Here is a 25,011-nt window from a genome sequence, read left to right on the forward strand (position 1 = left end):
AGGCTGTCGTTCACCCTTCCGCATCCAGGTGTTACCGCGGTGTCCGCCTGCCCGAAAGATCCCGCTTGATGACCTCCTTAGTATCGGTCCACCTCGCCTTCGACGGCTCCCGCGTCGACGGCTCCCTGTTCACCTCGGTCACCGACTTCGCCCGCGCCACTCCCTGGCTCAACACCCCCGTGGAGCTGTCGACCAACCTCGGCCTGGGCGTCTTCGCCGTCCTGATGGTGATCGGCTGGTGGCGGGCCCGTCGTCGCGACGACTCCGCCATGGCCCTCGCCCTGGCCGCCCCGGTCAGCGTCGTCGCCGCCTTCGCCGTCGCCGAAGTGATCAAGAAGTTCGTGGGGGAGGGCCGTCCCTGCCGCGCCCTCCCCCACGACTACTACGTCGACGCGTGCCCCGCCCCCAGCGACTACGCCTTCCCCAGCGGCCACACCACCGCGGCCGCCGCCACCGCCGCCGCGCTGTTCCTCCTCGACCGCCGGCTCGGCGCCATCGCCGCCGTCTGCGCGCTCCTGGAGGGCTTCACCCGCGTCTACGTCGGTGACCACTACCCGCACGACGTCCTCGGCGCCATCGTCATCGCCGGACCCGTCGCTCTCGTCGCCGCCCTGGCCCTGCGCGGCCTGGTCCGCCCCCTGGTGTCCCGCCTGCGTACCGGCGGCGCACTCCGGTCGTTGCTGACCGCCCGCCCTGTGGCCCCCGACTCCGCCGGGTGAGCGCTCCGGGGCGGGCCCGCCCCGGGACGCCCGTCGGACGACCGCACGCGGTGCCGAGCGGTCCGGCATCAGGGCCGAAGGGCCCTGCCGTTCCACCCGGGCACGGCGGAGAGTGAAAGGAAGAACCCTCGTGCGGAGGTGAGCCGCGATGATGTACTGGAACGGCGGCGGTTGGGCGTGGATGGCCTTCATGCCCCTGCTGTGGATCGTGCTGATTGCCCTGGCGGTGTGGGCGGTGGTCCGCCTCACACACCACACCGCGCCCCGCGACGGCGGCACCCACCGCGGGCCGGCGCCACGCGAGACACGCGAGACACCCGAGGAGATCCTCGACCGGCGTTTCGCCTCCGGCGAGATCGACGCCGACACTTACGCCGAGGCCCGCAAGCACTTGGCCGCTCACCGGCCGAGGCCGCGATGACCGCCTGGCCGCGGGGCCGGTGGCTGCCTCTGACCGTGCTGGTCGTCGCCGTGGCGGCGCTGATCGCCTCACTGGTGTGGGTGACGGGCAGCGGCGGCGGGCATCACGGTCCCCGCGGCCCCTATGCCCCCAGGACGATGGTGGGCGCCGTCACCCATGAGGGCCCCGTACGCACTCTCGCCGACGCGGACCGGGCCGCCGGGCGCTTCGCCGAGCGATGGAACCTGCACGTCGGGGAGGTCATGCAGTTCAGCAACGGCTACTACGCCGAACTCCTCGGCCCCGACGGCAAGGGCGCCACCGAGGTCCTCGTCGACCCCGGCGGCACGGTCCGGCCGGAGTTCGGCCCGGCCATGATGTGGAACACCGCCTACGGCATGATGCCCGCCGGCGCCGGCGCCGGGACCGGCACCCCGGTGATCGGCGCCGACCGGGCCGTGCGGATCGCCGACCAGTGGCTGCGCGAGCACCGCCCTGCCCTGCACGCGGCCGAGCCCGAGGCGTTCCCCGGTTACTACACCCTGCACACGCTGCGCGGTGACCGGATCACCGGCATGCTCTCGGTCAATTCGTATACGGGCGCGGTCTGGTACCACACATGGCACGGCCGGTTCCTGGGGATGCAGGATCACCCCGCGGGCCGGTGAGGCGATCGGGACCGAGGCCGCGGCGCCGCCGTAGGGCGGTCGGCTCCGCGACGACCAGGGTTCTTCACGAGTGCCAGGGGCCTGCCCGGCGGGAGGCGTGAGCCGGCCCGTGGATTTCGGCCGCGACGAGTGCCGGCGTCGCCTCCCGGGGCCCGGGGCGGTCGGGTCCGTGTCGCGGGCCGGGTGGGGCGCCGGCCGCGGCAGCCATCGGCCCGCCGGGGGCCGCGTCCCGTGACGCCGTGGACCGCCCTTCCCGGACCGCCGGTGAGGGTCCGTACCGGCGCCTGGTACCGGCGGCCGGAACGGCGGCCGGCAGCCGGGCCGGTCGGGCATCCCGGACGGCGACACCCGTGGCTCCCTCCCGGGTGACGTGATCACTCCTTCGGGGACCGCGGCCCGCGGCCGCCGGTCGCCGCGTGCGGCGGCAGGCGCACCCAACCAGGCTGCGCCACAGCCGTGTTGAGGCTTCTGACCACGGCGGCCCCGGACGCAAACGGCGCGTCGTCCGCACGGGTGGCGAGGGGTCCGGCGGGTCGGCGGGCGGGGGCCGCGCCGGATCTCCCGCACGCTCCGGGAGCGGGCCCCGCGCGCCATCACCCACGTGGTTCATACGAGTCGCGCGCTCCTGGGGACCGGCACAGGGTGGAGGAACGCTGACGTCGCGTCACCCGCGGCCGTCGTCGACCTCTGCCCCGCGAAGGAGATGTGCGCAGGATGACCACAACGTCTGACCGTGTTTCAGAGCCAGCGACGCGACAGGTGTCCAAACGGGTCTCCCAGTCCGTGTTCGATGGTTCCGGACTCCGTGTCGTCCTCCTGGTGGACGTCTACGACGGAGCCCAGCAGCAGTTCCTGGAGGCGTACGAGCAACTGTGCAACCAGGTCGCGTCCGTCCCCGGGCATGTCAGCGACCAGCTCTGCCAGTCGATCGAGAATCCCTCCCAGTGGCTCATCACCAGCGAGTGGGAGAGCGCCCCGCCCTTCCTCGACTGGGTGAACAGCGAGGAGCACGTGCAGATGGTGAAGCCGCTGCACAGCTGTGTCCGCGACACCAGGTCGCTGCGCTTCCACATCGTCCGCGAGACCGGCAGCGAGGCATCGGGCTCCCGGCCCGGGCAGCGCCGCCTGCAGACGTCGCCCCGGATCGGGGACGGCGTGATCCGCCACGCGCTCACCTTCACCGTCAAGCCGGGCAGCGAACCGACGGTCGCCAGGATCCTCTCGGACTACGCCTCGCCCGAGGCGGAGGTCGACGACACCACACGGCTGTGCCGCACCTCCCTGTTCATGCACGGCAACCGGGTCGTGCGGGCCATCGAGGTGCGCGGCGACCTGCTCGCCGCGCTGCGCCACGTCTCCCGGCAGCCCGAGGTGCGGGCCGTCGAGGAGGCCATCAACCCGTATCTGGAGCAGGAGCGGGACCTTGCCGACCCGGAGTCAGCGCGGGTCTTCTTCACGCGGGCGGCGGTCCCGGCCGTGCACCATGTGACGGCGGACCAGGAGTGCCCGGAGGCGGAGCGGCACGCGCTGTGCTATCCGGCCCGGCCGGGCTGCGGCACGCGGCTGGCCCGGCTGCTCGCCCAGCGGGACGAGGCGGCGGCGGACGACCCGCACAGCCCGGTGTGCAGCAGCACGATCTTCCAGCGCGACGAGATCGTGGTGCGCCTGATCGACATCCGCGGCGGGCTTGAGGCCGACCCCGCCCTGTCCCTCGGCCTGCCGGACCCCGGGCAGGTGGCGGAGCTGACGACCCTCCTGGACGGCCGCGCCGTCGGTGCGGACGGTTCCGCGCTCAAGCACGGCGACCTCGCCCGCTTCCTTGCGCTCGCCCGCATGGATCTCATCACCGACCGCCGGTCGCCCGAGGCCTGACCCGCGCGCCGGCGGGCCGCGGCCCTGACCCGCGTCGGCGGGCCGCGGCGGCGCGGCGGCCGACCCCAGCCCATGTCGACGCAAGCCCTATCGGAGGAACGACGTGATCAAACCCCGTCCCAGAATCGTGGACCTCAGCGAGATCGACCCCAACCGCAGGCGCGGCGGTGATCTGCGCGCCATGCTCACCCCCGCCACGGTCGGCTCCACCAGCGGTTTCATGGGCGTGGCCATCGTGCAGCCCGGAGAGCGCATCGGCGAGCACTACCACCCGTACTCCGAGGAGTTCGTGTACGTCGTCTGCGGCCGCCTCGAGGTGGATCTGGACGGCGAACCCGCACCGCTGCAGCCCGAGCAGGGGCTGATGATCCCGGCCTATATGCGGCACCGCTTCCGCAACGTCGGTGACGTGGAGGCCCGTATCGTCTTCCATCTGGGCCCGCTCGCCCCGCGCCCGCAGCTGGGTCATGTCGACACGGAGGAGACGGACACCGTCGCCGTCGCCGCGGAGGGCGCCGGGACGGGCGGTGCCCGGCCGGCCGACCGAGGTCAGGTCCGTTCATGACCCGGCGCGTGGCGGTCACCGGCATAGGCGTCGTGGCACCGGGCGGGATCGGCGTCCCGGCGTTCTGGGATCTGCTCGCCAACGGCCGTACCGCGACGCGAGGCATCACCTTCTTCGACCCGGCCGGCCTCCGTTCGCGGATCGCCGCCGAGTGCGACTTCGACCCGGTGGCCTGCGGACTGGACCCGGAGCAGATCGAACGTGCCGACCGCTACATCCAGTTCGCCCTGGTCGCCGGTCAGGAGGCGGTACGGGACGCCGGCCTCGACCTGGCCGGGGAGAACCCGTGGCGGGTGGGGGTCTGCCTGGGGACGGCGGTCGGCGGCACCACCCGTCTGGAGCACGACTACGTCCTGGTCAGCCACGGCGGGCAGCGCTGGGACGTGGACCACCGCGAGGCGGGCCCCCAACTGCACCGCGCGTTCTCGCCGAGCACGCTCGCGTCGATGGTGGCGGAGCGCTTCGGGGCCCGCGGGCCGGTGCAGACCGTCTCCACCGGCTGCACCTCGGGCCTGGACGCGGTCGGGTACGCCTTCCACACCGTCGAGGAGGGCAGGGCCGACATCTGTGTGACCGGCGCGTCGGACTCGCCGATCTCACCGATCACCATGGCCTGCTTCGACGCGATCAAGGCCACGTCCCCGAACAACGACGACCCCGCGCACGCCTCCCGCCCCTTCGACGCCCACCGCGACGGGTTCGTCATGGGCGAGGGCGGGGCGGTGCTGGTCCTGGAGGAGCTGGAGCACGCCCGCGCCCGCGGCGCCCACGTGTACTGCGAGATCAGCGGCTACGCCACCTTCGGCAACGCCTACCACATGACCGGTCTGACCAGTGAGGGACTGGAGATGGCCCGGGCGATCGAGGACGCGCTGGACCACGCCCGCCTCGACGGCTCGGCGATCGACTACGTCAACGCGCACGGCTCGGGCACCCGGCAGAACGACCGGCACGAGACGGCCGCGGTGAAGCGGGCCCTGGGCCCGCACGCGTACGCCACCCCCATGAGTTCCATCAAGTCCATGGTGGGCCACTCCCTCGGGGCGATCGGGGCGATCGAGGTCGTGGCCTGCGTGCTGGCCCTGGTCCACCAGGCCGTACCGCCCACCGCGAACTACGAGACCCCGGACCCCGAGTGCGACCTGGACTACGTCCCGCGCGTCGCCCGTGAGCGGAGGCTGGACAGCGTGCTCTCCGTGGGCAGCGGGTTCGGCGGCTTCCAGTCCGCGGTGATCCTGACCCGGCCGAGGGAGAGGACACGATGAGCGCACCGCGAACCCGGCGCGCGGCCGTCACCGGAATCGGTGTGGTCGCGCCCAACGGAACGAGCACCGACACCTTCTGGAAGTCCACGCAGGAGGGCGTCAGCGTCCTGGACCGGATCACCCGCGAGGGCTGCGACCACCTGCCGCTACGGGTGGGCGGAGAGGTCCGTGCCTTCGACCCGTCGGTGATCGAGGAACGCTTCCTCGTCCAGACCGACCGGTTCTCCCACTTCGCCATGGCCGCCGCCGACCGCGCCCTGGAGGACGCCCGGTTCGGCCAGGCCGATGTCGACGGCGCGCCGTTCTCCGCGGGCGTGGTCACCGCGGCCGGATCCGGCGGCGGCGAGTTCGGGCAGCGGGAGCTGCAGCAGCTGTGGGGGCGGGGCAGCCGCTTCGTCGGCCCGTACCAGTCCATCGCCTGGTTCTACGCCGCCAGCACCGGCCAGATCTCCATCCGCCGCGGGTTCAAGGGCCCCTGCTCGGTGGTCGCCGCCGACGAGGCCGGCGGCCTGGACGCCCTCGCCCATGCCGCGCGGGCCGTGGAGCGCGGCACCGATGTGATTGTGGCGGGTTCGACCGAGGCGCCGCTGGCCCCGTACTCGATGGTCTGCCAGCTCGGCTACGAGGAGCTCAGCACCCTGGACGACCCGGCGCGGGCCTACCGCCCGTTCACCGCCGGTGCCTGCGGGTTCGTGCCCGCCGAGGGCGGCGCCATGATCGTCGTGGAGGAGGAGGCCTCGGCCCGTGACCGGGGCGCTCCCGTGCGGGCCACCCTGGCCGGGCACGCGGCGACGTTCACCGGCGCCTCCCGCTGGGAGCTGTCGCGGGAGGGGCTCGCCCAGGCCATCCGCGGGGCCCTGGACGAGGCCGGCTGCGCCCCCGAGCAGGTCGACGTCGTCTTCGCCGACGCCCTCGGCATACCCGAGGCGGACCGTGCCGAGGCGCTGGCGATAGCCGACACCCTGGGCGCGCACGGCAGGCGCGTGCCGGTGACGGCGCCCAAGACCGGCATCGGCCGGGCCTACTGCGCGGCGCCCGTGCTGGACGCCGCGGCGGCGGTGCTCGCCATGGAACACGGCCTGATCCCGCCCACCCCCAACGTCGTCGACATCTGCCATGACCTCGACCTGGTGACCGTCCGCGCCCGTGCCGCAGAGGTGCGCACGGCGCTGGTCCTCAGCCGGGGACTCATGGGGTCGAACACGGCGCTCGTGCTGCGGCGCGGCGCCACCGAGTGAGCCGGAGGGGTGCGCCGGTGCCGAGAGGACGGCCGCGCGGCGGCCCGAAGGGGCGAGCACGGTCGTCCTCTCGGCACCGGCTGCGGCACCCCGCAGGCGCACGACCGAAGAAAGCGACGACTCATAGCGAACCGGAGCAAAGGAGAGGAACGGTATGAGTGCCCAAATCACCGTGAATGAACTGGCCGAGCTCATGAAGAAGGCCGCCGGAGTCACCGTCTCCCCGCAGGAGCTGGAGCAGCAGTACGACTCGGGCTTCGACGTCCTCGGTATCGACTCGCTCGGCCTGCTCGGCATCGTGGGCGAACTGGAGAACCGGCACGGCACGCCGATGCCTCCCGACGCGGAGCGCTGCAGGACGCCCCGGCAGTTCCTCGACCTCATCAACAGCACCCTTATGGCAGGAGCCTGAACATGGCCGGACACACGGAGAACGCCGTCACCATCGCCGCGCCGGTGGACCTCGTCTGGGACATGACCAACGACCTGGAGAACTGGCCGCACCTGTTCAGCGAGTACGCGGCCGTCGAGGTCCTGTCCCGCGACGGGAACCGGACGACGTTCCGGCTGACCATGCACCCCGACGAGAACGGCACCGTCTGGAGCTGGGTCTCGGAGCGGGAGACGGACCGCCGCACGCTGACCGTCAAGGCCCGCCGTGTCGAGCCGGGGCCCTTCGCGTACATGAACATCCTGTGGCGGTACGAGGAGGTCGCCGACGGCACCCGGATGGTGTGGACGCAGGACTTCGAGATGAAGCCGGACGCGCCGGTCGACGACGACTGGATGACGGACAACATCAACCGGAACTCCAAGGTCCAGATGGCCCTGATCCGGGACCGTGTCGAGAAGGTCGCCGCCGAGCACCGGCCCGCGCCGGCGCTGAGCGACTGAGCCGGACGGAGGACAGGCGGATGCACCAGGCACTGATCGTCGCCCGCATGGCTCCGGGGTCCGCCCCGGACATCGCCAAGGTGTTCGAGGAGTCGGACCGGGGAGAACTGCCGCACCTCGTCGGGGTCGCCCGGCGCAGCCTCTTCCAGTTCGGCGAGGTGTACCTGCACCTCATCGAGTCCGAGCGGGAGCCCGGCCCGGCCGTCGCCAAGGTGGCCGACCACCCCGCCTTCAGGGACATCAGCGAGCGGCTGTCGGCGTACGTCAGTGCGTACGACCCCGCGACCTGGCGCTCTCCGAAGGACGCGATGGCGCACTGCTTCTACCGGTGGGAGCGGGACGGCGGCGCCTGAACGCCCCCACGGCCACGGGTCGCCGGGTCCGCGTACGGCGCGGGCCCGGCGACCCGTGTGCCGGGGTCATCCGGGGACGGTGCAGTCGAACGCGTGCAGATAGGGGTTGACGGGGCGGATCGAGTCGATGACCAGGCCCGCGCCCGTCAGCCGGTCGACCATGCTCTGGGTGGTGTGCTTCGCGCCGCCGACGTTGAGGAGCAGCAGCAGGTCCATCGCGGTGCTGAACCGCATGGAGGGGGTGTCGTCGACGAGGTTCTCGATCGCCACGACCCGCGCTCCGGGCCCGCCTGCCTCGACGACGTTGCGCAGCGTGCGGGCGGTGCTGTCGTCGTCCCATTCCAGGATGTTCTTGATGATGTACACATCGGCCCGCACCGGGACGGCGACGCGGCAGTCGCCGGGCACGATCCGCACCCGCTCGGCGAGCGCGCCTCCCTCGCGCAGCCGCGGATCGGCGTTCTCCACCACGCGCGGCAGATCGAGCAGGGCGCCCCGCATCGACGGGTACTTCTCCAGCAGACGCGCCACCACATGCCCCTGGCCGCCGCCGATGTCCGCGACCGACGAACTGCCCGACAGGTCGAGGAGTTCCGCGACCTCCCGCGCGGACTGCTTGCTGGAGGTCGTCATGGCGCGGTTGAAGACGTCGGCCGACTCCGGGGCGTCCTCGTTGAGGTAGTCGAAGAACTCCTTGCCGTACAGGTCCTGGACCACGTTGCGTCCGGTGCGCACCGCCTCGTCCAGCCTCGGCCACGCGTCCCAGGTCCAGGGCTCGGTGCACCACAGGGAGATGGCGCGCAGGCTGTGCGGATCGTCCTCGCGCAGCAGCCGGGACATCTCGGTGTGCGCGAACGTCCCGTCCTGGTTCTCCGTGAAGACGTCGTAGCAGGACAGGGCCCGCAGCAGCCGCCGCAGCGGCCCCGGCTCGGTCTTCACCGCGGCCGCGAGGTCCTCCACGCTCATGGGCCGGTCCGCCAGCGCGTCGGCGACACCCAGCCTGGCGGCGGCGCGGAGGGCGGCGGCGCACGCGGCCCCGAACGCGAGTTCCCTGAGCCGCATGGACGGTGGTGGGGCGGGGGTTGCGGTCGTCATGTGCCGACCTTCCTCTCTGGGTCCACAGGGGGGTGCGGCCGGGCGGTCAGCACAGTCCCGCCGGCCGGGACGCCTGGCAGGTGTTGCCGTGGAAGGCGTTGGCCTTGCCGGTGTCCCGGTCGACGAGGTCCGCCGGGCCGTTGCCCCGCAGCGTGTTGTGGCTGATGCGGTTCCGGTCGTTGGGGACGCCGACCATGCTCTTGAAGAGCACGACGCCGCCCGAGAAGGGCGAGGTGCCCGTGTTGCCGCTGACCACGTTCCGGGTGACCAGGGTGTCCACCACGCCGGTCAGGACGATGCCGGAGCCCTGACGGAAGGGGAGCCGGGCGGTCTTCGGGCAGAACCGGTTGTTGTCGCGGACGAGGTTGCCGCTCACGGTCACGGCCCCTGTGGGCGGCGTGTTCTCGTCGCCGACGACGAACATCCCCACGCAGTTGCCGCTGATGTCGTTGTGCGCCACGGTGACGTTCCTGACGCGTCTGACGGAGGCGCCGACCCGGTTGCCCTGCAGCCGGTTGCGCGCGATGACCGTTCCGCCGGTGTCCGTGGCCCCCGTCTCGGTGTCGAGCGTGTTGACGAGCATGACCCCCGCGTCGCCGTTCTCGCGGACGGTGTTGTCCACGATCGCCCCGTGGGTGGCCCGCTCCAGCGCGATGCCCCACTGGCGGTTCTTCTCGGCGGTCACCCCGCGGACGGTCAGCCGGTCGGTCCGTGAGGCCCACAGGCCGTTCTTGGCGAAGCCGGACACGGTCAGCGCGCTGATGGTGGTGTCGTGGACCGGGTGGTCGTCCGTTCCCTCCACACAGATCCCGTTGCCGGCCCGGGCGCAGGCGTCGGCGGCCGCAGCGGCGGGGGCGATCACGGTGCCCGGGCCCGCGCCGCGCAGGGTCAGCCGCGAGGTGGTCACCCGGACGCTCTCACGGTAGGTGCCGGGGGACAGGAGGATCGTGTCGCCCGGCTCGGCGGCCTCCACCGCCTCCTGGATCGAGTCCCCGGGGTGCAGCAGCCGGGTCGTGGGGGCGGTGGCGGGGGGTGCGGCGCCGAGCCCCGTACCGGCGAGCACTGCGGCGCATACGAGTGAGGCGATGTGGTGATTCGTCACGTTCATTACGCTATGACCGGATGAGCCGTCGGAAACCGGATCGGCCATTCGGTGGCGTGTCCCGCTGCCCGGCTCCGCAGGCGTCCCGATCGCCTCCGCGGCGATACTGGCGGGTGTGAACCGGGCCGGGCGGACAGGACGCGTGCTCGGGGCCGTGACGGCGTACGTCCGCAGCGCCCCGGGCACCTACGTCTGGCTGCTCATCCTGTTCGTGACGACCGTCGCCCTGCACCACATGTCGCCGCAGTTCGAGCAGACCTTCCTGCGGCACCGGTCCACCAACCTCCGCGAGCTGTCCTCCCGTCCGGTGCACGCCTTCGTGGCCAGCGCCCTGTGGACGGACGGCGGGCACTGGCTGCCGTACGCCGGGCTGTACACGGTCTTCCACGCGCAGGCGGAGCGCTGGCTGGGCACCGCGCGCTGGCTGGCCGTGTGCGTCGCCGCGCACGTGCTGGCCACGCTCGCCGGCGAGGGCGCGCTGCTGTGGGCGATCCGCGACGGGGCGGCCCCCTACTCGGCGGTCAACGCCCTGGACATCGGGGTGAGCTACGCCCTGGCCGGGGTGGTCGCGGTGCTCACGTACCGGATCGCGGCGCCCTGGCGGCCCGCGTATCTGGCGGTGGTGCTGCCGGTGTACACCCTGCCGCTGACCGCCGCCCCCACCTTCACCGATGTCGGGCATTTCTCCGCCGTGCTGGTCGGTCTCGCCTGCCGTCCCCTGACCCGGGGCCGCGGAAAAACACGGAATCCGAAGGAGACAGCGCCCTCCACCAGCGGTTAACGTCCGCGCATGAGTAGCGCAGTCAGCAGCGTCGCCAACGGCGGCATCTCCTTCTGGTACGCGGACGACGGCCTTCCCGCCCCGCGCGAGCCCCTAGCCGGCGACGCGTCCGCCGACGTCGTGATCGTCGGCGGCGGCTACACCGGTCTGTGGACGGCGTACTACCTGAAGAAGGCGGAGCCGTTCCTGCGCATCACCGTGCTGGAGCAGAAGTTCTGCGGTTACGGCGCCTCCGGGCGCAACGGCGGCTGGCTCTACAACGGCATCGCGGGCCGCGACCGGTACGCGAGGCTGCACGGCCACGAGTCCGCCGTCCGGCTGCAGCGGGCGATGAACGAGACGGTCGCCGAGGTGGTGCGGGTCACCGAGGAGGAGGGCATCGACGCGGACGTGCACGCCGGCGGCGTCCTGGAGGTGGCGTACACGCCCGCGCAACTGGCCCGCCTCAAGGCGTTCCACGAGCACGAGCTGTCGTACGGCGAGAAGGACCGCGAACTGTACGGCGCCCGGGAGACCGCCGGGCGGATCCGGGTCAGGGGCGCGGTCGGCTCGTCCTGGACCCCGCACGGGGCGCGGCTGCACCCGGTCAAGCTGGTCAAGGGCCTCGCGGCGGCCGTCGAGGCGCTCGGCGTGACCATCCACGAGGGGACGCCGGTCACCGAGATCCGCCCGAAGCACGCGGTGACGCCGTACGGGACGGTCCGCGCCCCGTACGTGCTGCGCTGCACCGAGGGGTTCACGGCGTCGCTGAAGGGCCAGCGGCGCACCTGGCTGCCCATGAACTCCTCGATGATCGCGACCGAGCCGCTGACCGGCGCGCAGTGGGCGGAGATCGGCTGGGAGGGGCGCGAGACGCTGGGCGACATGGCGCACGCGTACATGTACGCGCAGCGCACCGCCGACGGCCGGATCGCGCTCGGCGGCCGCGGCGTCCCGTACCGCTTCGGCTCCCGCACGGACAACGACGGCCGCACACAGCCCGCCACCGTCGAGGCGCTGCACGAGATCCTGGTCCGCTTCTTCCCGTCGCTGGCCGGGGTGCGGGTGACCCACGCCTGGTCGGGCGTGCTCGGGGTGCCGCGCGACTGGTGCGCCACGGTGACCCTGGACCGGTCGACGGGGCTCGGCTGGGCGGGCGGTTACGTCGGCTCGGGCGTCGCCACCACGAACCTCGCCGCGCGCACGCTGCGCGATCTGGTGCGGCAGGACTCCGGCCAGGCGGGCGCGAGTGACCTGACCGCGCTGCCGTGGGTGAACCACCGGGTGCGCAAGTGGGAGCCGGAGCCGATGCGTTGGCTGGGCGTGCACGGGATGTACGCCACCTACCGGACGGCGGACCGGCGCGAACTGACCGCGCACAGCGCCGAGTCGTCGAGACTGGCGCGGTTCGCGGACCGGGTGGCCGGCCGCCACTGACAACCTTTACCCGCTGATTGCCGTTTACCGCTTCTCCCGCACCTCCTGTCTCCCCAAAGCTGTGGGGCAGCTTGTGTCATGTACGCCACTGCATCCCCTGGGGAGGGCACTTCTTTCATGGCAGTCGACGGTTTTCGCAGAAGACGGGCGTGGGCGGCGCTGTTCGCCGCATCCGCCGCACTGGGCCTGACGGTGACGCAGGCCCAGGCGGCGTCCGGCACCGGGGTGGATCCCTTCGGTGTGCGCGCACTTCGGGAACAGGCCCAGCTGAACCAGCAGAAGGGCCTGTCCGCTTTCGCGGAGACGGCGGACCCCGGTGACCCCGGGGGCGACGAGGACGAGTCGGGGAACATCGCCGAACAGGCGGACCAGTACGCGGAGGCCCGGACCTCGCCGGGGATCGTGGCGCCGGGCGCCTACGGCGCCGCCTACGACGCGCTCACCGCGCTCCCGCACACCGGCGGCAGATGGCGGGACGTGACCCGGCTGCCGTACGACTCCGACGATCCGCGCTACCGGGACATCAACTCCAACTCCAGCGGCGGCTCCGGCAGGGTCACCGGGCGCGTGACCGGTCTCGCGGCCGACGACCACGGCTATGTGTACGCGGGCGCGGCCAACGGCGGTGTCTTCCGGTCCCGCACCGGGGGCGGGCACTGGACGAACATCTCCGACCACCTGCCCGCCCTGTCCACGGGCGATCTGCAGCTCGATCCGCGCGGCCGGCTGTGGTACGCGACCGGCGAGGCCAACACCAGCGCGACCGCCTTCCTCGGCACCGGCGTCTACGTCCTCAAGGACCCGCGCCACGGCCGGTTCTCCGAGCGCGACAGGGTCGGCGGCGACGAGCTGGAGTCGACGTCCATCAACGCGCTCCGGTTCGGCGGCGACACGGTGTGGGCCGCGACCACGCGCGGCGTGTGGAGCCACTCCACGAAGACCCTGAAGGGCCCGTGGAAGCTTCAGTTCGCCCCCAACCCCGACTATCTGCCGGGCGGCGCGAAGGCGGGCGACCCGTCGGCCCCCTACAAGAACATCACCAGCGACATCGCGATCGACCCCAGGGATCCGCACAAGGTCGTGCTCGCGGTCGGCTGGCGCAGCGGCGACACCTACAACGGTTTCTACACCAAGGGCTCACACGGCTGGGAGCGGCTGACCGGGCTCGGGGACCTGCCCAGCGACAGCGACAACGTGGGCAACGTGACCTTCGCGCGCAGCGCGGACGGCTCGCGCTACTACGCCATCGACCAGTCGCCCGCGATGATGGCGTCCAACCCGGACAGCGGGCTCGCGGGCATCTTCGTCTCCAAGTCCGGTTCCCCGACCGGCCCGTGGACGAGGATCGCCGACTACACGCAGCTGCGCGACTCCGGTTCGGCGCTGACCGGTGACGGCTACCAGCCCGGCGTCCAGGCGTGGTACGACCAGTTCCTCACCGTCGACCCGAAGAACCCCGACCATGTGTACGCGGGCCTGGAGGAGGTCTTCGAGACCAAGGACGGCGGCAAGAACTGGACCGTCCCCGGCCCCTACTGGAACTTCGGCTTCCCCTGCTGGTCCATCGACCCCGCCAAGCAGAGCGGCGACTGCCCGGCCACCACGCACCCCGACCAGCACTCGGTGGCGATCGGCAGCAGCAACGGCAAGCCGTACGTCGTGGTCGGCGACGACGGCGGCGTGTTCCGGCGGCCGGTGGACGGCTCCGCGAACGCCGACGGCCACGCCACGGACTGGACGTCCCTGAACGACGGCACGATGGACGCCCTGCAGTACTACTCGGTCGGCGTCGGCATCGACCGGGCGGCGCGCGGCGTCGCGGTCAGCGGCGGTCTGCAGGACAACGGGCAGTCGATCCTCCGTCCCGGCGACCGGGTGATGGGCTCCAACTTCGGCGGCGACGGCGGCGACACGATCGTCGACCCGGCCAACGGGTGCAACGTCGCCGCGGAGTACGTCTACCTGGCGGTGTCGGTCACGCAGAACTGCGCGGTCAACGACGGCGGCTGGATCGACGACCCGTCGAAGGTGACCAGCTACTCGGTGGCGCCGCCCGACAACGCCACCGGTGAGGCCCGCTTCATCGCACCGCTGAACGCCGACATCAAGGACCCGAACACCTGGGTCGCGGGCGGCCGGCACGTGTGGATCAACACCAAGGGGTGGGCCATCCGCAGCGGAAGCGAGTGGTCCGGGGCCTACGACCTCGGCGCGGGCCACACCGCGACCGCCGTCGCCTCTTCCGGCGGCAGGGTGTACGCCGCCTGGTGCGGGCCCTGCAACAACCAGGGCTTCACCCGGGGCATCGCGGTCGGCAACGCGGACGGCACCGGCTGGCACCAGCTGGACCTGCCCGTCGACGGGACCGTCCCCAACCGCTACCTCTCCGGCCTGGCGATCGACCCTGCGGACTCCGACCACGTGCTGCTCGCCGTCAACGGCTTCTCGCGCAAGTGGACGGAGGGCCCGGGCGCGGGCTTCGGCCACCTCTTCGAGACCCGGGACGGCGGCGCGACCTGGAAGGACGTCTCCGGGAACCTGCCGGACGTGCCCGCGAACTCCGTGGCGCTGCTGAAGAACGGCACCGTCGTGCTCGGCACTGACCTCGGCGTCCTGGTCCGCGGGGCGGGATCGGCGAGCTGGAAGGTGGCGGGGGAGAACCTGCCGACGACGGCGGTCCTCCAGCTGCGCACCGGCCCCGACGGCCGGCTGTACGCGGCGACGCACGGGCGCGGGATCTGGGCGATCGACCCACGCCGTCTGCACTGAGCGGCCGGCGCCGCATGAGATGAGGGGCGGGGCTCAGGCCCCGCCCCTCCTGTGTGACACTGCGCCCATGATTCGCACCGCGACCCCCGCCGACGTCCCCCTCGTCCACGCCCTGATCCGCGAACTCGCTGAGTACGAGAAGGCGGCCGACGAAGCGCGCGCGACCCGGGAGCAGCTCATGGAGGCACTGTTCGGCGACCGCCCGGCGGCGTTCGCGCACGTCGCGGAGGACGACGGCGGCGAGGTCGTCGGCTTCGCGCTGTGGTTCTTGAACTTCTCCACCTGGCGGGGCGTGCACGGCATCTACCTGGAGGACCTGTACGTCCGCCCGCAGGCCCGCGGCGCCGGCCACGGCAAGGCGCTGCTCACCGAACTGGCCCGCATCTGCGTCGCACGCGGCTACGAGCGCCTGGAGTGGTCGGTGCTGGACTGGAACCGCCCGGCGATCGGCTTCTACGAGAGGCTGGGCGCCCGCCCGCAGGACGAGTGGACCGTGTACCGGCTGACGGACGGGGCGCTGGCGCGGCTGGGGGCTCAGAAGTAGCCGGCCCGCTCCACCGGGCGGCCGGGCCTGCCGCGACCGGGCGTCACGCCAGACCGCGCTCACGCATCGCCAGCCAGGTGCGGCTGGCGACGTCCGGGTCGTCGAGGTCGGCGCCGAGCAGCCGGGCCGCCGTGCCGATCCGGTGGCGCAGGGTGTTGCGGTGCACGCCGAGATCGGCGGCGGCCCGTTCCCACTGGCCGCGGTGGCGCAGATAGGCGGCCACGGCGGGCACGAGATCCGCACGGCGGTAGGAGAGCAAGGGCTCCAGCGAGGGCGCGGCGGCGAGCGCCCGCGCCCCGTCCGCGCCCATGTCCCGCACGGTGCCCGGGGGCTGCGCCGCGAGGGCGCGGCGCAGCGCGGCCGGCTGGTGGCGCAGGCCGGGCAGGCCGGTCTCCGCGCCCAGCAGCGCCCTCGCCCCCAGGGGCTGCCCGGTGGTGAGGCCGCGGGCCGCGTCCAGGACGGCGGGCACGTCCGCCGGGTCGAGCAGCGCCCACACCTCCCCGGCCTCCGGCAGGGCGATCAGCTCCCGAGGGGGCGAGGCGACGGCCGCCTCCAGTGCGTCCAGGACGTCGTCGGCGGCGCCGGCCGGCCCGGCCAGGCACAGGAGGCGCACCCGTCGCGGAGGCACGCCCAGGCCCAGGTCCGCGGCGAGCGAGCGGGCCGCGTCGACGTGACCGGCCAGCAGCAGCCGCGCCACGCAGGCGCGGGAGGCCCGGGACGCGGCGACCCCGCGGCGCTGCTGCTCGCTCTGCAGCGCCAGCAGCGCGCAGGCGGTCAGCACCAGCTGCCGGTCGGCCGGCCGCATGGGGCGGGGGCAGCCGGTGGCCACGAACCCGCTGAGCCGTCCGTGCCCGGCCAGCGGGTGCAGCACCACGTCCTCGTCGCCGAGGGGGAAGGTCGCCGAGGAATGAGGGCCCGCGACGCGCAGCCGGGCGACTTCCGCGGCGATCTGACGAGCGTGGGCGCGGCGGCGGCGCGGCCAGACCTCCAGCACCTCGCCCGCCGGTCCGAGCCGGGCGGCCCAGCCCTCGACCGCGGCGGCCAGGATGCGGACGACGGCCGTCACCGGGGTCGGCCCGGCCGCGGCCCTGACCAGGTCGCGGTGGGCGCCGAGGGCGGCGGTGAGTTCCTCCTGGCCGGCGGCGGCCAGCAGCGACCAGTAAGTGCGGGCGACCACCAGGAACGGGGTCGGGCCGGGCACGCTCAGCAGCGGCAGCCCGGCCGCGGCGCACGCTTCGGTCAGGGCGTCGGGCACGGAGGCGTACACCGGGCCCAGGCCGAGGCCGAGGCCCGTGATGCCGTGCCGTGCCAGCCGGGCGGCGTAGGCGCGGGCCTGGGCGGTCTGGCCGGTGAGGCCCATGCCGGTGGTGAGCAGGAGTTCGCCGCCGGAGAGGTACGGGGTGGGGTCGGTCAGCTCGCTGACATGGACACCGGTCACCTCGCGGCGGGGCACGGCGACGGACGGGGGAACCGGGGCCAGGTCGTCGCCGAGGGCACGCACCAGGACGTCGAGGGTGGGCACGCTCTTCCTCCCCGCCTTCCTCCCCGAAGGGAACGACTTCGTGCATTCTGCACGAGATATCCGTGGAACCGGTCGGATCATCCAAAGTCCCGGGTGGCCCTCGCTGCCTACGATGCGGCCCACGCACCCCCGGTCTCCGGCCTTCGGAAGGACCCCCGTGACTCCCGACACCCCCCTTCTCACGCGCTCTCCCGGCCACCGCGCTCCGTACCCCACCACCGCCGTCGCCCGGCCCGGGCAGCGCCGGGCGGACGCCGCCCGCCGCCGCACCGGGGACGTCGTCGCCCCCCGCCGGGGCCCGGCGTCCCGGCTCGCCGCTGCCCGCGGAGCGCTTCGGCCCGGTGGCGCCGGCGGTGGAGTACGACGGCCCGGCGCGGTTGCGGGACCCGCTGGGGCGGCTGCAGCCGAGCCCGGCGGCGGCGATGGCCCCGGCCAAACCCGCGGACCCCGATCCGCCGTGGCCGGTGGACCTGCTCTCCGGGCAGGCGGGCCGGGGCGTGGCCGACGGCCGGCCGACGGGCGTGGCGACCTCGTGGGCGCAGCGGCACGGCGGTCCCCGGTCGGCGACGGGCCGCCCGGACGCCGTCGGCGCGGGCGCCGCGGCCCTGGACCGCTTCACCCGGCCGGTGGCGTTCCAGGACGTGCCGCGGACCGCGCTTCCCGGACCGTTGCGCGGCACCAACCCGTGGCGGCTGCCGCGCCGGGTCGGCGGTCTCCTGGAAGGAGCCCCGCGATGAGCACCGCGAGCACCGGAACGAACCCCGGAGGGGGTGCGCGATGAGCGGCGGGCCCCTGGAGGGGATCCTCGTCGCCGACTTCAGCCGGGTGCTGGCCGGCCCGCTGTGCACGATGACCCTGGCCGATCTCGGCGCCACCGTCGTCAAGGTGGAGCGTGCCGGCACCGGGGACGACACCCGGTCCTGGGGCCCACCGTGGTCGGCCGGCTCCACCACGTACTTCGAGAGCGTCAACCGCTCCAAGCTCAGCGTCGCCCTCGACCTGTCCGACAGCGGCGACCTGGCCCTGGCCCGGGAACTCGCCCGGCGCGCCGACGTGCTGGTGGAGAACTTCAAACCGGGCGCCCTCGACCGGCACGGCCTCGGCTACGACCAGGTGTCGGCCGGCAATCCCGGGCTCGTCTACTGCTCGGTCACCGGATTCGGCGCCGGAGCGGGCGCCGACCTGCTCGGCTACGACTTCGTGGTGCAGGCGGTCGGCGGTCTGATGAGCATCACCGGCGACGCCGACGGCGAGCCCACCAAGGCGGGTGTCGCCCTCGTGGACGTGCTCACCGGCAAGGACGCCACCGTCGGCGTCCTTGCCGCGCTGGCGGGCCGCGCCCGCACCGGGCGCGGCTGCCGGGTGGAGGTCAATCTGCTGTCCAGCCTGCTGGGCGCCCTGGTCAACCAGGCCCAGTCGTTCCTGGAGACGGGCCGCCCGCCCGGCCGGATGGGAAACCGCCACCCGTCGATCGCCCCGTACGAGACGCTGCGCTGCCGTGACGGGCTGCTCGCCGTGGCCTGCGGCAACGACGGCCAGTTCGCGCGGATGGCTGCGGTGCTCGGCGCGCCCGGCCTGGCGGCGGACGAGCGGTTCGCCACCAACGCGGCCAGGGTCGCCCACCGCGAGGAGCTGGTCGCCGCGCTGGAGGAGCCACTGGCCGCGGAGGACTGCGCCGTGTGGCAGGAACGCCTGACCGCCGCGGCGGTGCCGGCGGGCCGGGTCGGCACCGTCGCCGACGGCTTCGCGCTGGCCGAGCGGCTGGGCCTGGACCCCACCACAGCGCCGGCCGGCGGCGGTACGGCCGCGCCGCGGCACCCCGCGGCCTACTCCACCGCCATGGTCTGCCCGGCCGCGCCACCGCCGGGCCTGGGCGCGGACGGCGAACGCGTCCGCGCCTGGCTGGCCGACCCGCAGTGCCCTGCCCTGCCCCATCCCTCACGAGAGGTGCCCCGATGAGCACGAAGACCCCCGCCCCCAAGGCCGATCCGCTGGATCTGGCCGGCATCGACGACCTGCTCAGCCCCGAGGAGAAGGCGGTCCGGGCGGCCGTCCGCCAGGTGTGCGACCGCGCCGTCGACCCGTACATCGCGGAGTGGTTCGAGTCCGGCGACCTGCCGGCGATCCGTGAACTCGCCAGGGAACTGGGCACGCTGGGGCTGCTCGGCATGCACCTGGAGGGCTACGGCTGCCCGGGGATGAGCGCCGTCGACTACGGCCTGGCGTGCCTGGAGCTGGAGGCCAGCGACTCCGGCATCCGTTCCCTGGTCAGCGTCCAGGGCTCACTGGCGATGTACGCGATCCGGCGGCACGGCAGCGAGGAGCAGAAGCGGGAGTGGCTGCCGCGGATGGCCTCGGGCGACGCCATCGGCTGCTTCGGCCTGACCGAACCCGACCACGGTTCCGACCCCGGCTCGATGCGCACCCGCGCCCGCAGGGACGGCGGCGACTGGGTGCTCGACGGCACCAAGATGTGGATCACCAACGGTTCCGTGGCCCAGGTCGCGGTCGTCTGGGCGGGGACCGACGAGGGTGTGCGGGGCTTCGTGGTCCCCACCGACACCCCGGGCTTCACCGCCCGCGCCATCAAGCACAAGATGTCCCTGCGGGCCTCGGTCACCAGCGAACTCGTCCTGGAGTCGGTGCGCCTGCCCGCGTCGGCCGCCCTGCCGGAGGTGCGGGGCCTACGCGGCCCGCTGTCCTGCCTCAACGAGGCGCGGTACGGGATCCTGTGGGGCTCGATGGGCGCGGCCCGCAGCGCCTTCCGTGCCGCGCTCGCCTATGCCGGGGAGCGGTCCCAGTTCGGCCGGCCCATCGGCGGCTTCCAGCTGACGCAGGCGAAGCTGGCCCAGATGGCGGTGGAACTCACCAACGGCACCCTGCTCGCGCTGCACCTGGGCCGCCGCAAGGACACCGTCGGGCTGCGCCCCGAGCAGGTGAGCCTGGGCAAGCTCAACAACGTCACCAAGGCGCTGGAGATCTGCCGCACGGCGCGGACGATCCTCGGTGCCAACGGGATCTCCCTGGAGTACCCGGTGATCCGGCACATGAACAACCTGGAGTCGGTCCTGACGTACGAGGGCACACCCGAGATGCACACCCTGGTCATCGGCCAGGCCCTCACCGGTCAGGCGGCCTTCCGCTGACCCACCCGGCCGCGATCACTCGCCCGGCCGGCCACTCGCCCGGCCGGGCCGACGTGTGCGGCCGGGCCGATGCGGTGTCCGATGCGGCGGGCGTCCACCGTCGCGGCCGCACGGCGGCCGGGCGCCGGTGCGACCGGCCGCCGGCCCTGGCGGGACGCTGCCGAGCGAGGCTGCGTGCGGCGCGGTGGGACGGCCGTTGTCGGCCCGGCCGGTGCGACCGGGGGCCCGTGGGCACCGCCCTGAGGGTTCTTCCGGCCGCCGCCGCACGCCACCCGCCACGGCGGGAAGCAGCCACCGCCCCGCCGGCCGCCTCGCACGCCGGTTCGGCCCTCGTCGATCCGGTGCCGCGGCGCGGGCAGTCCCATGACGCAAGCCCCGCACGGGCCCGGGCTCTACGGCGCTTGCGGGTCCCGCAGGGCACTTGCGCCCCCGCGTCCTGCGGACCCAGGGCCCCGCCCGCCCCGACGGTGGCGTCCGCCCCGGGCGACGACGCCGGCCGACGGGACCCGTTCGTGGTCCCGCCGGCCGGCGTCCTGCCGGTTGCCGGGCGGCCGGCGGCGCTTTTTGCGCCGGGTCCCGCCGTGTGCTCAGGCGTCGACCGGCGTGCGGTCCGTGCCGGGGCCGGCGTCCGCCCCGGGTACCGCGGCGGTGGGGACGGGCGCGTCTTGGGGGATCGCGTCGTCGTACGGTGCGTCGCTGCGCCCGTAGGAACGGTGCACCGCCATGCAGACCAGGCCGGTGCCGACGACGACCACGGCGGACGGCGGCACGATCCAGTTGTCGTACCACGGGGTGCCCGGGGTGCGCGGCCAGCACATGTTGACGATGGCGATCACCCCGTACACCAGTGCCGCGACGTTCACCGGCAGTCCCCAGCGGCCGAGCCGGTACTTCCCGCTGGGCTGCCAGCCCTTGAGCCGGGCGCGCAGCGCGGCGAGCACCACCATCTGGAAGCCGATGTGGACGCCGACGGCGGCGAAGCTGATCACCTTGGTGAGGGCGTCGGTGGACGCCTTGGAGCCGATCACGATGACGGTGGGCACGACCGCGGCGAGCAGCGGGCACAAGGCGGCCGGGATCACCTTCCGCACCGGCCGGTCGGTGGCCGCGGTCCTCGGCCGGGACCACGTCCGCGGCGTCGACCTCGACGACGGGACCACCCTCGGCGCCGACGCCGTCGTCGAGGCCGTGGGCTCCGTGCCCAACACCGAGTGGCTGCGCGGCAATCCCGGCCTGGACCTCAGCGACGGGGTCCTCTGCGGCAACGCGCTGCTGGCCGCCGGAACCCACTGCCTGGTCGCGGTGGGCGACGTCGCCCGCTTCCCCAACCCGCTCTTCGACACCACACCCCGCCGCGTGGAGCACTGGTCCGTTCCGGGCGACACCGCCAAGCGGGCCGCGGCCACCCTGACCGCCCTGCTGGCGTGTGCCGCGGCCCGGCCGGTGCTGGGCGTCTGCCGCGGCAGCCAGCTGATCGACATCGCCCACGGCGGCACCCTGATACCGGACCTGGCGGACCACCGGCTGCACCACGGAGGCCCGGGGCAGCCGATGTTCCTCGACGAGAAGGTGACCATCACCCCCGGCACCCAGGTGGCGGACCTCGCCGGGGAGCTCCGGCCGACCGTGCGCTCCGGCCACCACCAGGCCGTCGACCGGGTCGGCGACGGTCTGGTCGTCGCGGCACGCGCCGACGACGGGGTGGTCGAGGCGGTGGAGCATCCCGCACGGTGGGTGGTCGGCGTCCAGTGGCACCCCGAGGACCCCGACGGCTGCGCCGTCCACCGCCGTCGGCTGTTCTCCGGCTTCGTCACCGCCTGCACCGGGCCGCGTTGACGTCCGGGGGCCGATGCCCGTCGCCGCCGGGCGGCCCGGGACCGCACCGCCCATCGCGTCAGTCGGCCTCCGCCACCCGCAGCCCCAGCTCCGCCGCCAGTACGGGCGCCAGGTCCAGGAGCTGGGCGTGGCTGACCACCGCGCCGGACAGGCGGTCCACACCGCGGGCCAGGTCCAGCTCCGCCGCGCGGCGCAGGTCCACGTCCCGCAGGGCCGCCCCCGTGAGGTCGGCCCCCTTCAGGACGCAGTCCGTGAACTCGACCCGCTCCAGCCGGGCGCCCCCGAAGTCCGGCTCGACCAGGACACAGCCCTCGAAGACGACGTCGGTGAGGCGCGCCCCGCGCAGATTCAGATAGTCGATCTTGCCGCCGCGCACCAGCACCCTTTCCAGCACGGCCCCGTGCAGCCGCACCCCGCCGAGCCGGGCGTCCACCAGGTCCACATCGCGCAGGGTCGCCTCGGCCAGGTCCGTGCCCACGCCCCGTATGCCCGTGAGGACCGAGTCCAGCATCCGGGCGCGGTGCAGCCGGGTCTCGTCCAGCGCACAGCCCGTCAGCGCGCAGTCCATGAACCGGGCGCCCCCGCCGTCCTGCCCGGCGAAGTCCACGTTCCGGAACTCCAGCCCGTCGTAGTCCCCGTCGGGCACCAGCCCCCCGTCCTCGAAAGCGACCAGCTCCGGCAGCCGTACCTCCGGCCGCCGCGCCTGCTTCACTACCTGTCTTCCGCGCACCATGCCCCCATGCTGCACCCCGCCACTGACAGCGGCCCGATCCGCCCGATCCCCTCCGACTCCGTCGTGCGGCCTTGACCTCAACCTTGCCGGAGGTCGAAGGGCGGCCCCCTGACCACGTCCGCTGCGCGCCCTCGCCGAGGCCGCGGCCGGCCGCCTCACGCCGGCCGTCCAGCGCTTCCCGCCGGCGGAGGCGGCCGCGGCCCACCGGGCCCTGGAGAGCCGGCGCACCGTGGGAAGGTGGTGCCGGAGCCGTGATGCCGCACCCGGCGACGCCGGACCCCGCCGCCGGCGGAGCGTGGTGACCAGGCCGTGCGCAGCCGGTCAGCCGACGCGGGGGAAGCGGGCCTGGAGGGTCCAGATCGCGGGGTTCTCCGCGAGGTCCTCGTGGAGGTCCGTGAGGTCGGCGATCAGATCGTGCAGGAAGTCGCGTGCCTCGCGGCGCAGTTCGGAGTGCGAGAAGATCAGCGGCGGTTCGGCCGGCAGCCACTGCGCCGCGATCTCCACCCAGCCGAAGCGGCGCTCGAAGAGCAGGCGGTCGGTGGACTCGGTGAAGTCCAGTTCGGCGTGGAGCGGGCGGGCGGCGCGGCTGCCGAGGGGGTCGCGGTCGAGTCGCTCGACGATGTCGCACAGCGCCCACGCGAAGTCGAGCACCGGCACCCATCCCCAGGCTGTGGACAGCTCCCGGTCCGCCTCGGTGTCGGCCAGATAGACGTCACCGCAGAACAGGTCGTGCCGCAGGGCGTGGACGTCCGCGCGGCGGTAGTCGGTCTGCGGGGGGTCGGGGAAGCGGAGGGAGAGGGCGTAGCCGATGTCGAGCACGGGGCGATGGTGTCACGCCCCCGCCGGCCCCCCGCTCGCGGGCCGCTTTGCCAGCACTTTGCGCAGCACCGTGCAGGGCCGCCCCCGCTGGAGGTCCTTGCGCCGTCCGAGGGCCGAGTAACCGAGCGCGGTCCAGAAGGCGAGGCCGCCCGGGTTGCCGTCGAGGACGGCGAGGCGTACGGCGGTGTGGCCGGCGGCACGCAGGCGGTCCTCGACGAGTGACGCCAGCCGGCGGCCGTGGCCCTGCCCCTGCACGCCCGCGTCCACCATCAGCAGCCCGATCCACGGGTCCGGGTCGGCCGGGTCGGGATGGCGGGCGAGGGTGATGGCGACCCCGACGAGCTTCCCGTCGCTGCGGGCCGGCAGCACCTCGACGTCCGGGTTCGCAGTCTCTTCGGCCAGCGCGTCCGCCACCTGCTCGGGCCGGATGCCGTCCGGGGCCGGGAAGTCGCCGCTGAGAAAGTGGTAGTCGCGGTTGGAGGCGTGGAGGGAAGTGAGCTCGGCCAGCAGCGGGGCCGGGACGGTGAGGCCGGGAACGCGGGGGAGGGGGTGGAGGATCACAGGGGGCAACGTAGCGTGGGACGGGCTCCGCGGCCCGGGAATACGCGGACACCCCCGGCCATGCGCACCGCTGCCGGGGGTGTCACGACGCACGGACCCGCTGCCGTACGGACGTGCGGGCGTCGCCGGGCGCTCAGACGCCGACGCCGAAGTCCTGGGCGATGCCGGCCAGGCCCGAGGCGTAACCCTGGCCGACGGCACGGAACTTCCACTCCGCGCCGTTGCGGTACAGCTCGCCGAAGATCATGGCCGTCTCCGTGGCGGCGTCCTCCGACAGGTCGTAGCGCGCGATCTCCTGGCCGCCGGCCTGGTTGACGATGCGGATGTACGCGTTGCGCACCTGGCCGAAGTTCTGCGAGCGGGACTCGGCGTCATAGATGGAGACGGGGAAGACGACCTTGTCGATGTCGGCCGGGAGGCCGGCCAGGTTGACGTTGATCGCCTCGTCGTCGCCCGCGCCCTCGCCCGTGCGGTTGTCACCGGTGTGGACGATCGTGTTGTCCGGGGTCTGCTTGTTGTTGAAGAAGACGAAGTGCTGGTCCGAGTAGACCTTGCCCTGGGCGGTGACCGCGATCGCGGACGCGTCGAGGTCGAAGTCCGTGCCGGTGGTGGTGCGGACGTCCCAGCCGAGGCCCACGGTGACGGCGGTCAGGCCCGGCGCCTCCTTGGTGAGCGAGACGTTGCCGCCCTTGGACAGGCTTACAGCCATTGTT

26 protein-coding genes are annotated in these 25,011 nt (G+C 73.5%); 18 read left to right on the forward strand and 8 right to left on the reverse strand.

Annotated features, from left to right (window positions below):
• Positions 1-68: 68 nt before the first annotated feature.
• From ACFSL4_RS19945 to ACFSL4_RS19990, 10 genes are all read left to right on the forward strand, one after another.
• Positions 69-719, forward strand: a complete 651-nt coding sequence (locus tag ACFSL4_RS19945; protein WP_381084480.1) for a phosphatase PAP2 family protein — start codon at positions 69-71, stop codon at positions 717-719.
• A gap of 148 nt (positions 720-867) precedes the next feature.
• Complete coding sequence (locus ACFSL4_RS19950) at positions 868-1,140, forward strand: SHOCT domain-containing protein (RefSeq protein WP_381084482.1); 273 nt, start codon at positions 868-870, stop codon at positions 1,138-1,140.
• Entirely contained in the window at positions 1,137-1,787 is a 651-nt protein-coding gene (locus ACFSL4_RS19955) for a hypothetical protein (RefSeq protein WP_381084484.1), read from the forward strand. The genes ACFSL4_RS19950 and ACFSL4_RS19955 overlap by 4 nt, the downstream gene beginning before the upstream one ends.
• A 714-nt stretch (positions 1,788-2,501) precedes the next feature.
• The gene (locus ACFSL4_RS19960; protein ID WP_381084486.1) at positions 2,502-3,659 is read left to right on the forward strand and encodes a SchA/CurD-like domain-containing protein; all 1,158 of its coding nucleotides are present in this window, start codon (positions 2,502-2,504) and stop codon (positions 3,657-3,659) included.
• 103 nt (positions 3,660-3,762) lie between these two features.
• Positions 3,763-4,224 carry a cupin domain-containing protein gene (locus ACFSL4_RS19965; RefSeq protein WP_381084488.1) on the forward strand — a complete coding sequence of 154 codons (462 nt, stop codon included), beginning with the start codon at positions 3,763-3,765 and terminating at the stop codon, positions 4,222-4,224.
• Positions 4,221-5,489, forward strand: coding sequence for a beta-ketoacyl-[acyl-carrier-protein] synthase family protein (locus ACFSL4_RS19970; RefSeq protein WP_381084490.1), 1,269 nt, complete (start codon positions 4,221-4,223; stop codon positions 5,487-5,489). Before ACFSL4_RS19965 ends, ACFSL4_RS19970 begins: the two co-directional genes overlap by 4 nt.
• Positions 5,486-6,727 carry a ketosynthase chain-length factor gene (locus tag ACFSL4_RS19975; RefSeq protein WP_381084491.1) on the forward strand — a complete coding sequence of 414 codons (1,242 nt, stop codon included), beginning with the start codon at positions 5,486-5,488 and terminating at the stop codon, positions 6,725-6,727. Before ACFSL4_RS19970 ends, ACFSL4_RS19975 begins: the two co-directional genes overlap by 4 nt.
• 154 nt (positions 6,728-6,881) lie before the next feature.
• Positions 6,882-7,139 carry an acyl carrier protein gene (locus ACFSL4_RS19980; RefSeq protein WP_381084493.1) on the forward strand — a complete coding sequence of 86 codons (258 nt, stop codon included), beginning with the start codon at positions 6,882-6,884 and terminating at the stop codon, positions 7,137-7,139.
• Between the two features lie 2 nt (positions 7,140-7,141).
• On the forward strand, positions 7,142-7,621 hold the full coding sequence (locus tag ACFSL4_RS19985) for an SRPBCC family protein (protein ID WP_381084495.1): 480 nt from the start codon (positions 7,142-7,144) through the stop codon (positions 7,619-7,621).
• 20 nt (positions 7,622-7,641) lie between these two features.
• On the forward strand, positions 7,642-7,974 hold the full coding sequence (locus tag ACFSL4_RS19990) for a TcmI family type II polyketide cyclase (protein WP_381084497.1): 333 nt from the start codon (positions 7,642-7,644) through the stop codon (positions 7,972-7,974).
• Positions 7,975-8,040: 66 nt separating this feature from the next.
• Here ACFSL4_RS19990 and ACFSL4_RS19995 read toward each other — a convergent pair whose 3' ends face one another.
• Together ACFSL4_RS19995 and ACFSL4_RS20000 are read right to left on the reverse strand one after the other, a co-directional pair.
• Positions 8,041-9,069, reverse strand: coding sequence for a methyltransferase (locus ACFSL4_RS19995; RefSeq protein WP_381084499.1), 1,029 nt, complete (start codon positions 9,067-9,069; stop codon positions 8,041-8,043).
• Between the two features lie 46 nt (positions 9,070-9,115).
• On the reverse strand, positions 9,116-10,177 hold the full coding sequence (locus tag ACFSL4_RS20000) for a right-handed parallel beta-helix repeat-containing protein (protein WP_381084501.1): 1,062 nt from the start codon (positions 10,175-10,177) through the stop codon (positions 9,116-9,118).
• 148 nt (positions 10,178-10,325) lie between these two features.
• Here ACFSL4_RS20000 and ACFSL4_RS20005 point away from each other — a divergent pair, with 148 nt between their 5' ends.
• The 4 genes from ACFSL4_RS20005 (at position 10,326) to ACFSL4_RS20020 (ending at position 15,681) form a co-directional block, all read left to right on the forward strand.
• Positions 10,326-10,952, forward strand: coding sequence for a rhomboid-like protein (locus ACFSL4_RS20005; protein WP_381084503.1), 627 nt, complete (start codon positions 10,326-10,328; stop codon positions 10,950-10,952).
• A gap of 9 nt (positions 10,953-10,961) precedes the next feature.
• Positions 10,962-12,368, forward strand: coding sequence for an NAD(P)/FAD-dependent oxidoreductase (locus ACFSL4_RS20010; RefSeq protein WP_381084505.1), 1,407 nt, complete (start codon positions 10,962-10,964; stop codon positions 12,366-12,368).
• Positions 12,369-12,485: 117 nt separating this feature from the next.
• The gene (locus ACFSL4_RS20015) at positions 12,486-15,137 is read left to right on the forward strand and encodes a beta propeller repeat protein (protein ID WP_381084507.1); all 2,652 of its coding nucleotides are present in this window, start codon (positions 12,486-12,488) and stop codon (positions 15,135-15,137) included.
• A gap of 67 nt (positions 15,138-15,204) precedes the next feature.
• Entirely contained in the window at positions 15,205-15,681 is a 477-nt protein-coding gene (locus ACFSL4_RS20020) for a GNAT family N-acetyltransferase (protein WP_381084509.1), read from the forward strand.
• 43 nt (positions 15,682-15,724) lie between these two features.
• On the opposite strand, the gene ACFSL4_RS20025 is transcribed toward ACFSL4_RS20020, so the two are convergent.
• On the reverse strand, positions 15,725-17,203 hold the full coding sequence (locus ACFSL4_RS20025) for a PucR family transcriptional regulator ligand-binding domain-containing protein (protein ID WP_381084511.1): 1,479 nt from the start codon (positions 17,201-17,203) through the stop codon (positions 15,725-15,727).
• Positions 17,204-17,544: 341 nt separating this feature from the next.
• Here ACFSL4_RS20025 and ACFSL4_RS20030 point away from each other — a divergent pair, with 341 nt between their 5' ends.
• Genes ACFSL4_RS20030 through ACFSL4_RS20040 form a run of 3 tightly spaced genes read left to right on the forward strand, consistent with a single transcriptional unit; the run spans position 17,545 to position 20,349 of the window.
• Positions 17,545-17,940 (forward strand): hypothetical protein, encoded by a 396-nt coding sequence (locus tag ACFSL4_RS20030; RefSeq protein WP_381084513.1) that lies wholly within the window; start codon positions 17,545-17,547, stop codon positions 17,938-17,940.
• A gap of 40 nt (positions 17,941-17,980) precedes the next feature.
• A complete protein-coding gene (locus ACFSL4_RS20035; protein ID WP_381084515.1) occupies positions 17,981-19,162 on the forward strand; it encodes a CaiB/BaiF CoA transferase family protein in 1,182 nt (393 codons plus the stop codon).
• On the forward strand, positions 19,159-20,349 hold the full coding sequence (locus tag ACFSL4_RS20040; protein ID WP_381084517.1) for an acyl-CoA dehydrogenase family protein: 1,191 nt from the start codon (positions 19,159-19,161) through the stop codon (positions 20,347-20,349). Before ACFSL4_RS20035 ends, ACFSL4_RS20040 begins: the two co-directional genes overlap by 4 nt.
• Positions 20,350-20,936: 587 nt before the next feature.
• Here the strand turns inward: ACFSL4_RS20040 and ACFSL4_RS20045 are convergent.
• Complete coding sequence (locus tag ACFSL4_RS20045) at positions 20,937-21,392, reverse strand: hypothetical protein (protein ID WP_381084519.1); 456 nt, start codon at positions 21,390-21,392, stop codon at positions 20,937-20,939.
• On the opposite strand from ACFSL4_RS20045, the gene ACFSL4_RS20050 reads away from it, so the two are divergent.
• On the forward strand, positions 21,379-22,185 hold the full coding sequence (locus tag ACFSL4_RS20050) for a gamma-glutamyl-gamma-aminobutyrate hydrolase family protein (protein WP_381084521.1): 807 nt from the start codon (positions 21,379-21,381) through the stop codon (positions 22,183-22,185). The genes ACFSL4_RS20045 and ACFSL4_RS20050 overlap by 14 nt on opposite strands.
• A gap of 58 nt (positions 22,186-22,243) precedes the next feature.
• Here the strand turns inward: ACFSL4_RS20050 and ACFSL4_RS20055 are convergent, their stop codons facing one another.
• The 4 genes from ACFSL4_RS20055 to ACFSL4_RS20070 form a co-directional block, all read right to left on the reverse strand.
• The gene (locus tag ACFSL4_RS20055) at positions 22,244-22,918 is read right to left on the reverse strand and encodes a pentapeptide repeat-containing protein (RefSeq protein WP_381084523.1); all 675 of its coding nucleotides are present in this window, start codon (positions 22,916-22,918) and stop codon (positions 22,244-22,246) included.
• Positions 22,919-23,239: 321 nt separating this feature from the next.
• The gene (locus ACFSL4_RS20060) at positions 23,240-23,737 is read right to left on the reverse strand and encodes a hypothetical protein (protein ID WP_381084525.1); all 498 of its coding nucleotides are present in this window, start codon (positions 23,735-23,737) and stop codon (positions 23,240-23,242) included.
• Positions 23,738-23,749: 12 nt separating this feature from the next.
• The gene (locus ACFSL4_RS20065) at positions 23,750-24,298 is read right to left on the reverse strand and encodes a GNAT family N-acetyltransferase (RefSeq protein ID WP_381084527.1); all 549 of its coding nucleotides are present in this window, start codon (positions 24,296-24,298) and stop codon (positions 23,750-23,752) included.
• Between the two features lie 133 nt (positions 24,299-24,431).
• On the reverse strand, positions 24,432-25,007 hold the full coding sequence (locus ACFSL4_RS20070; RefSeq protein ID WP_381084529.1) for a TerD family protein: 576 nt from the start codon (positions 25,005-25,007) through the stop codon (positions 24,432-24,434).
• Positions 25,008-25,011 lie beyond the last annotated feature (4 nt).

The sequence above is a fragment of the Streptomyces caeni genome (genome assembly GCF_042678285.1).
Lineage (GTDB): Bacteria > Actinomycetota > Actinomycetes > Streptomycetales > Streptomycetaceae > Streptomyces > Streptomyces caeni.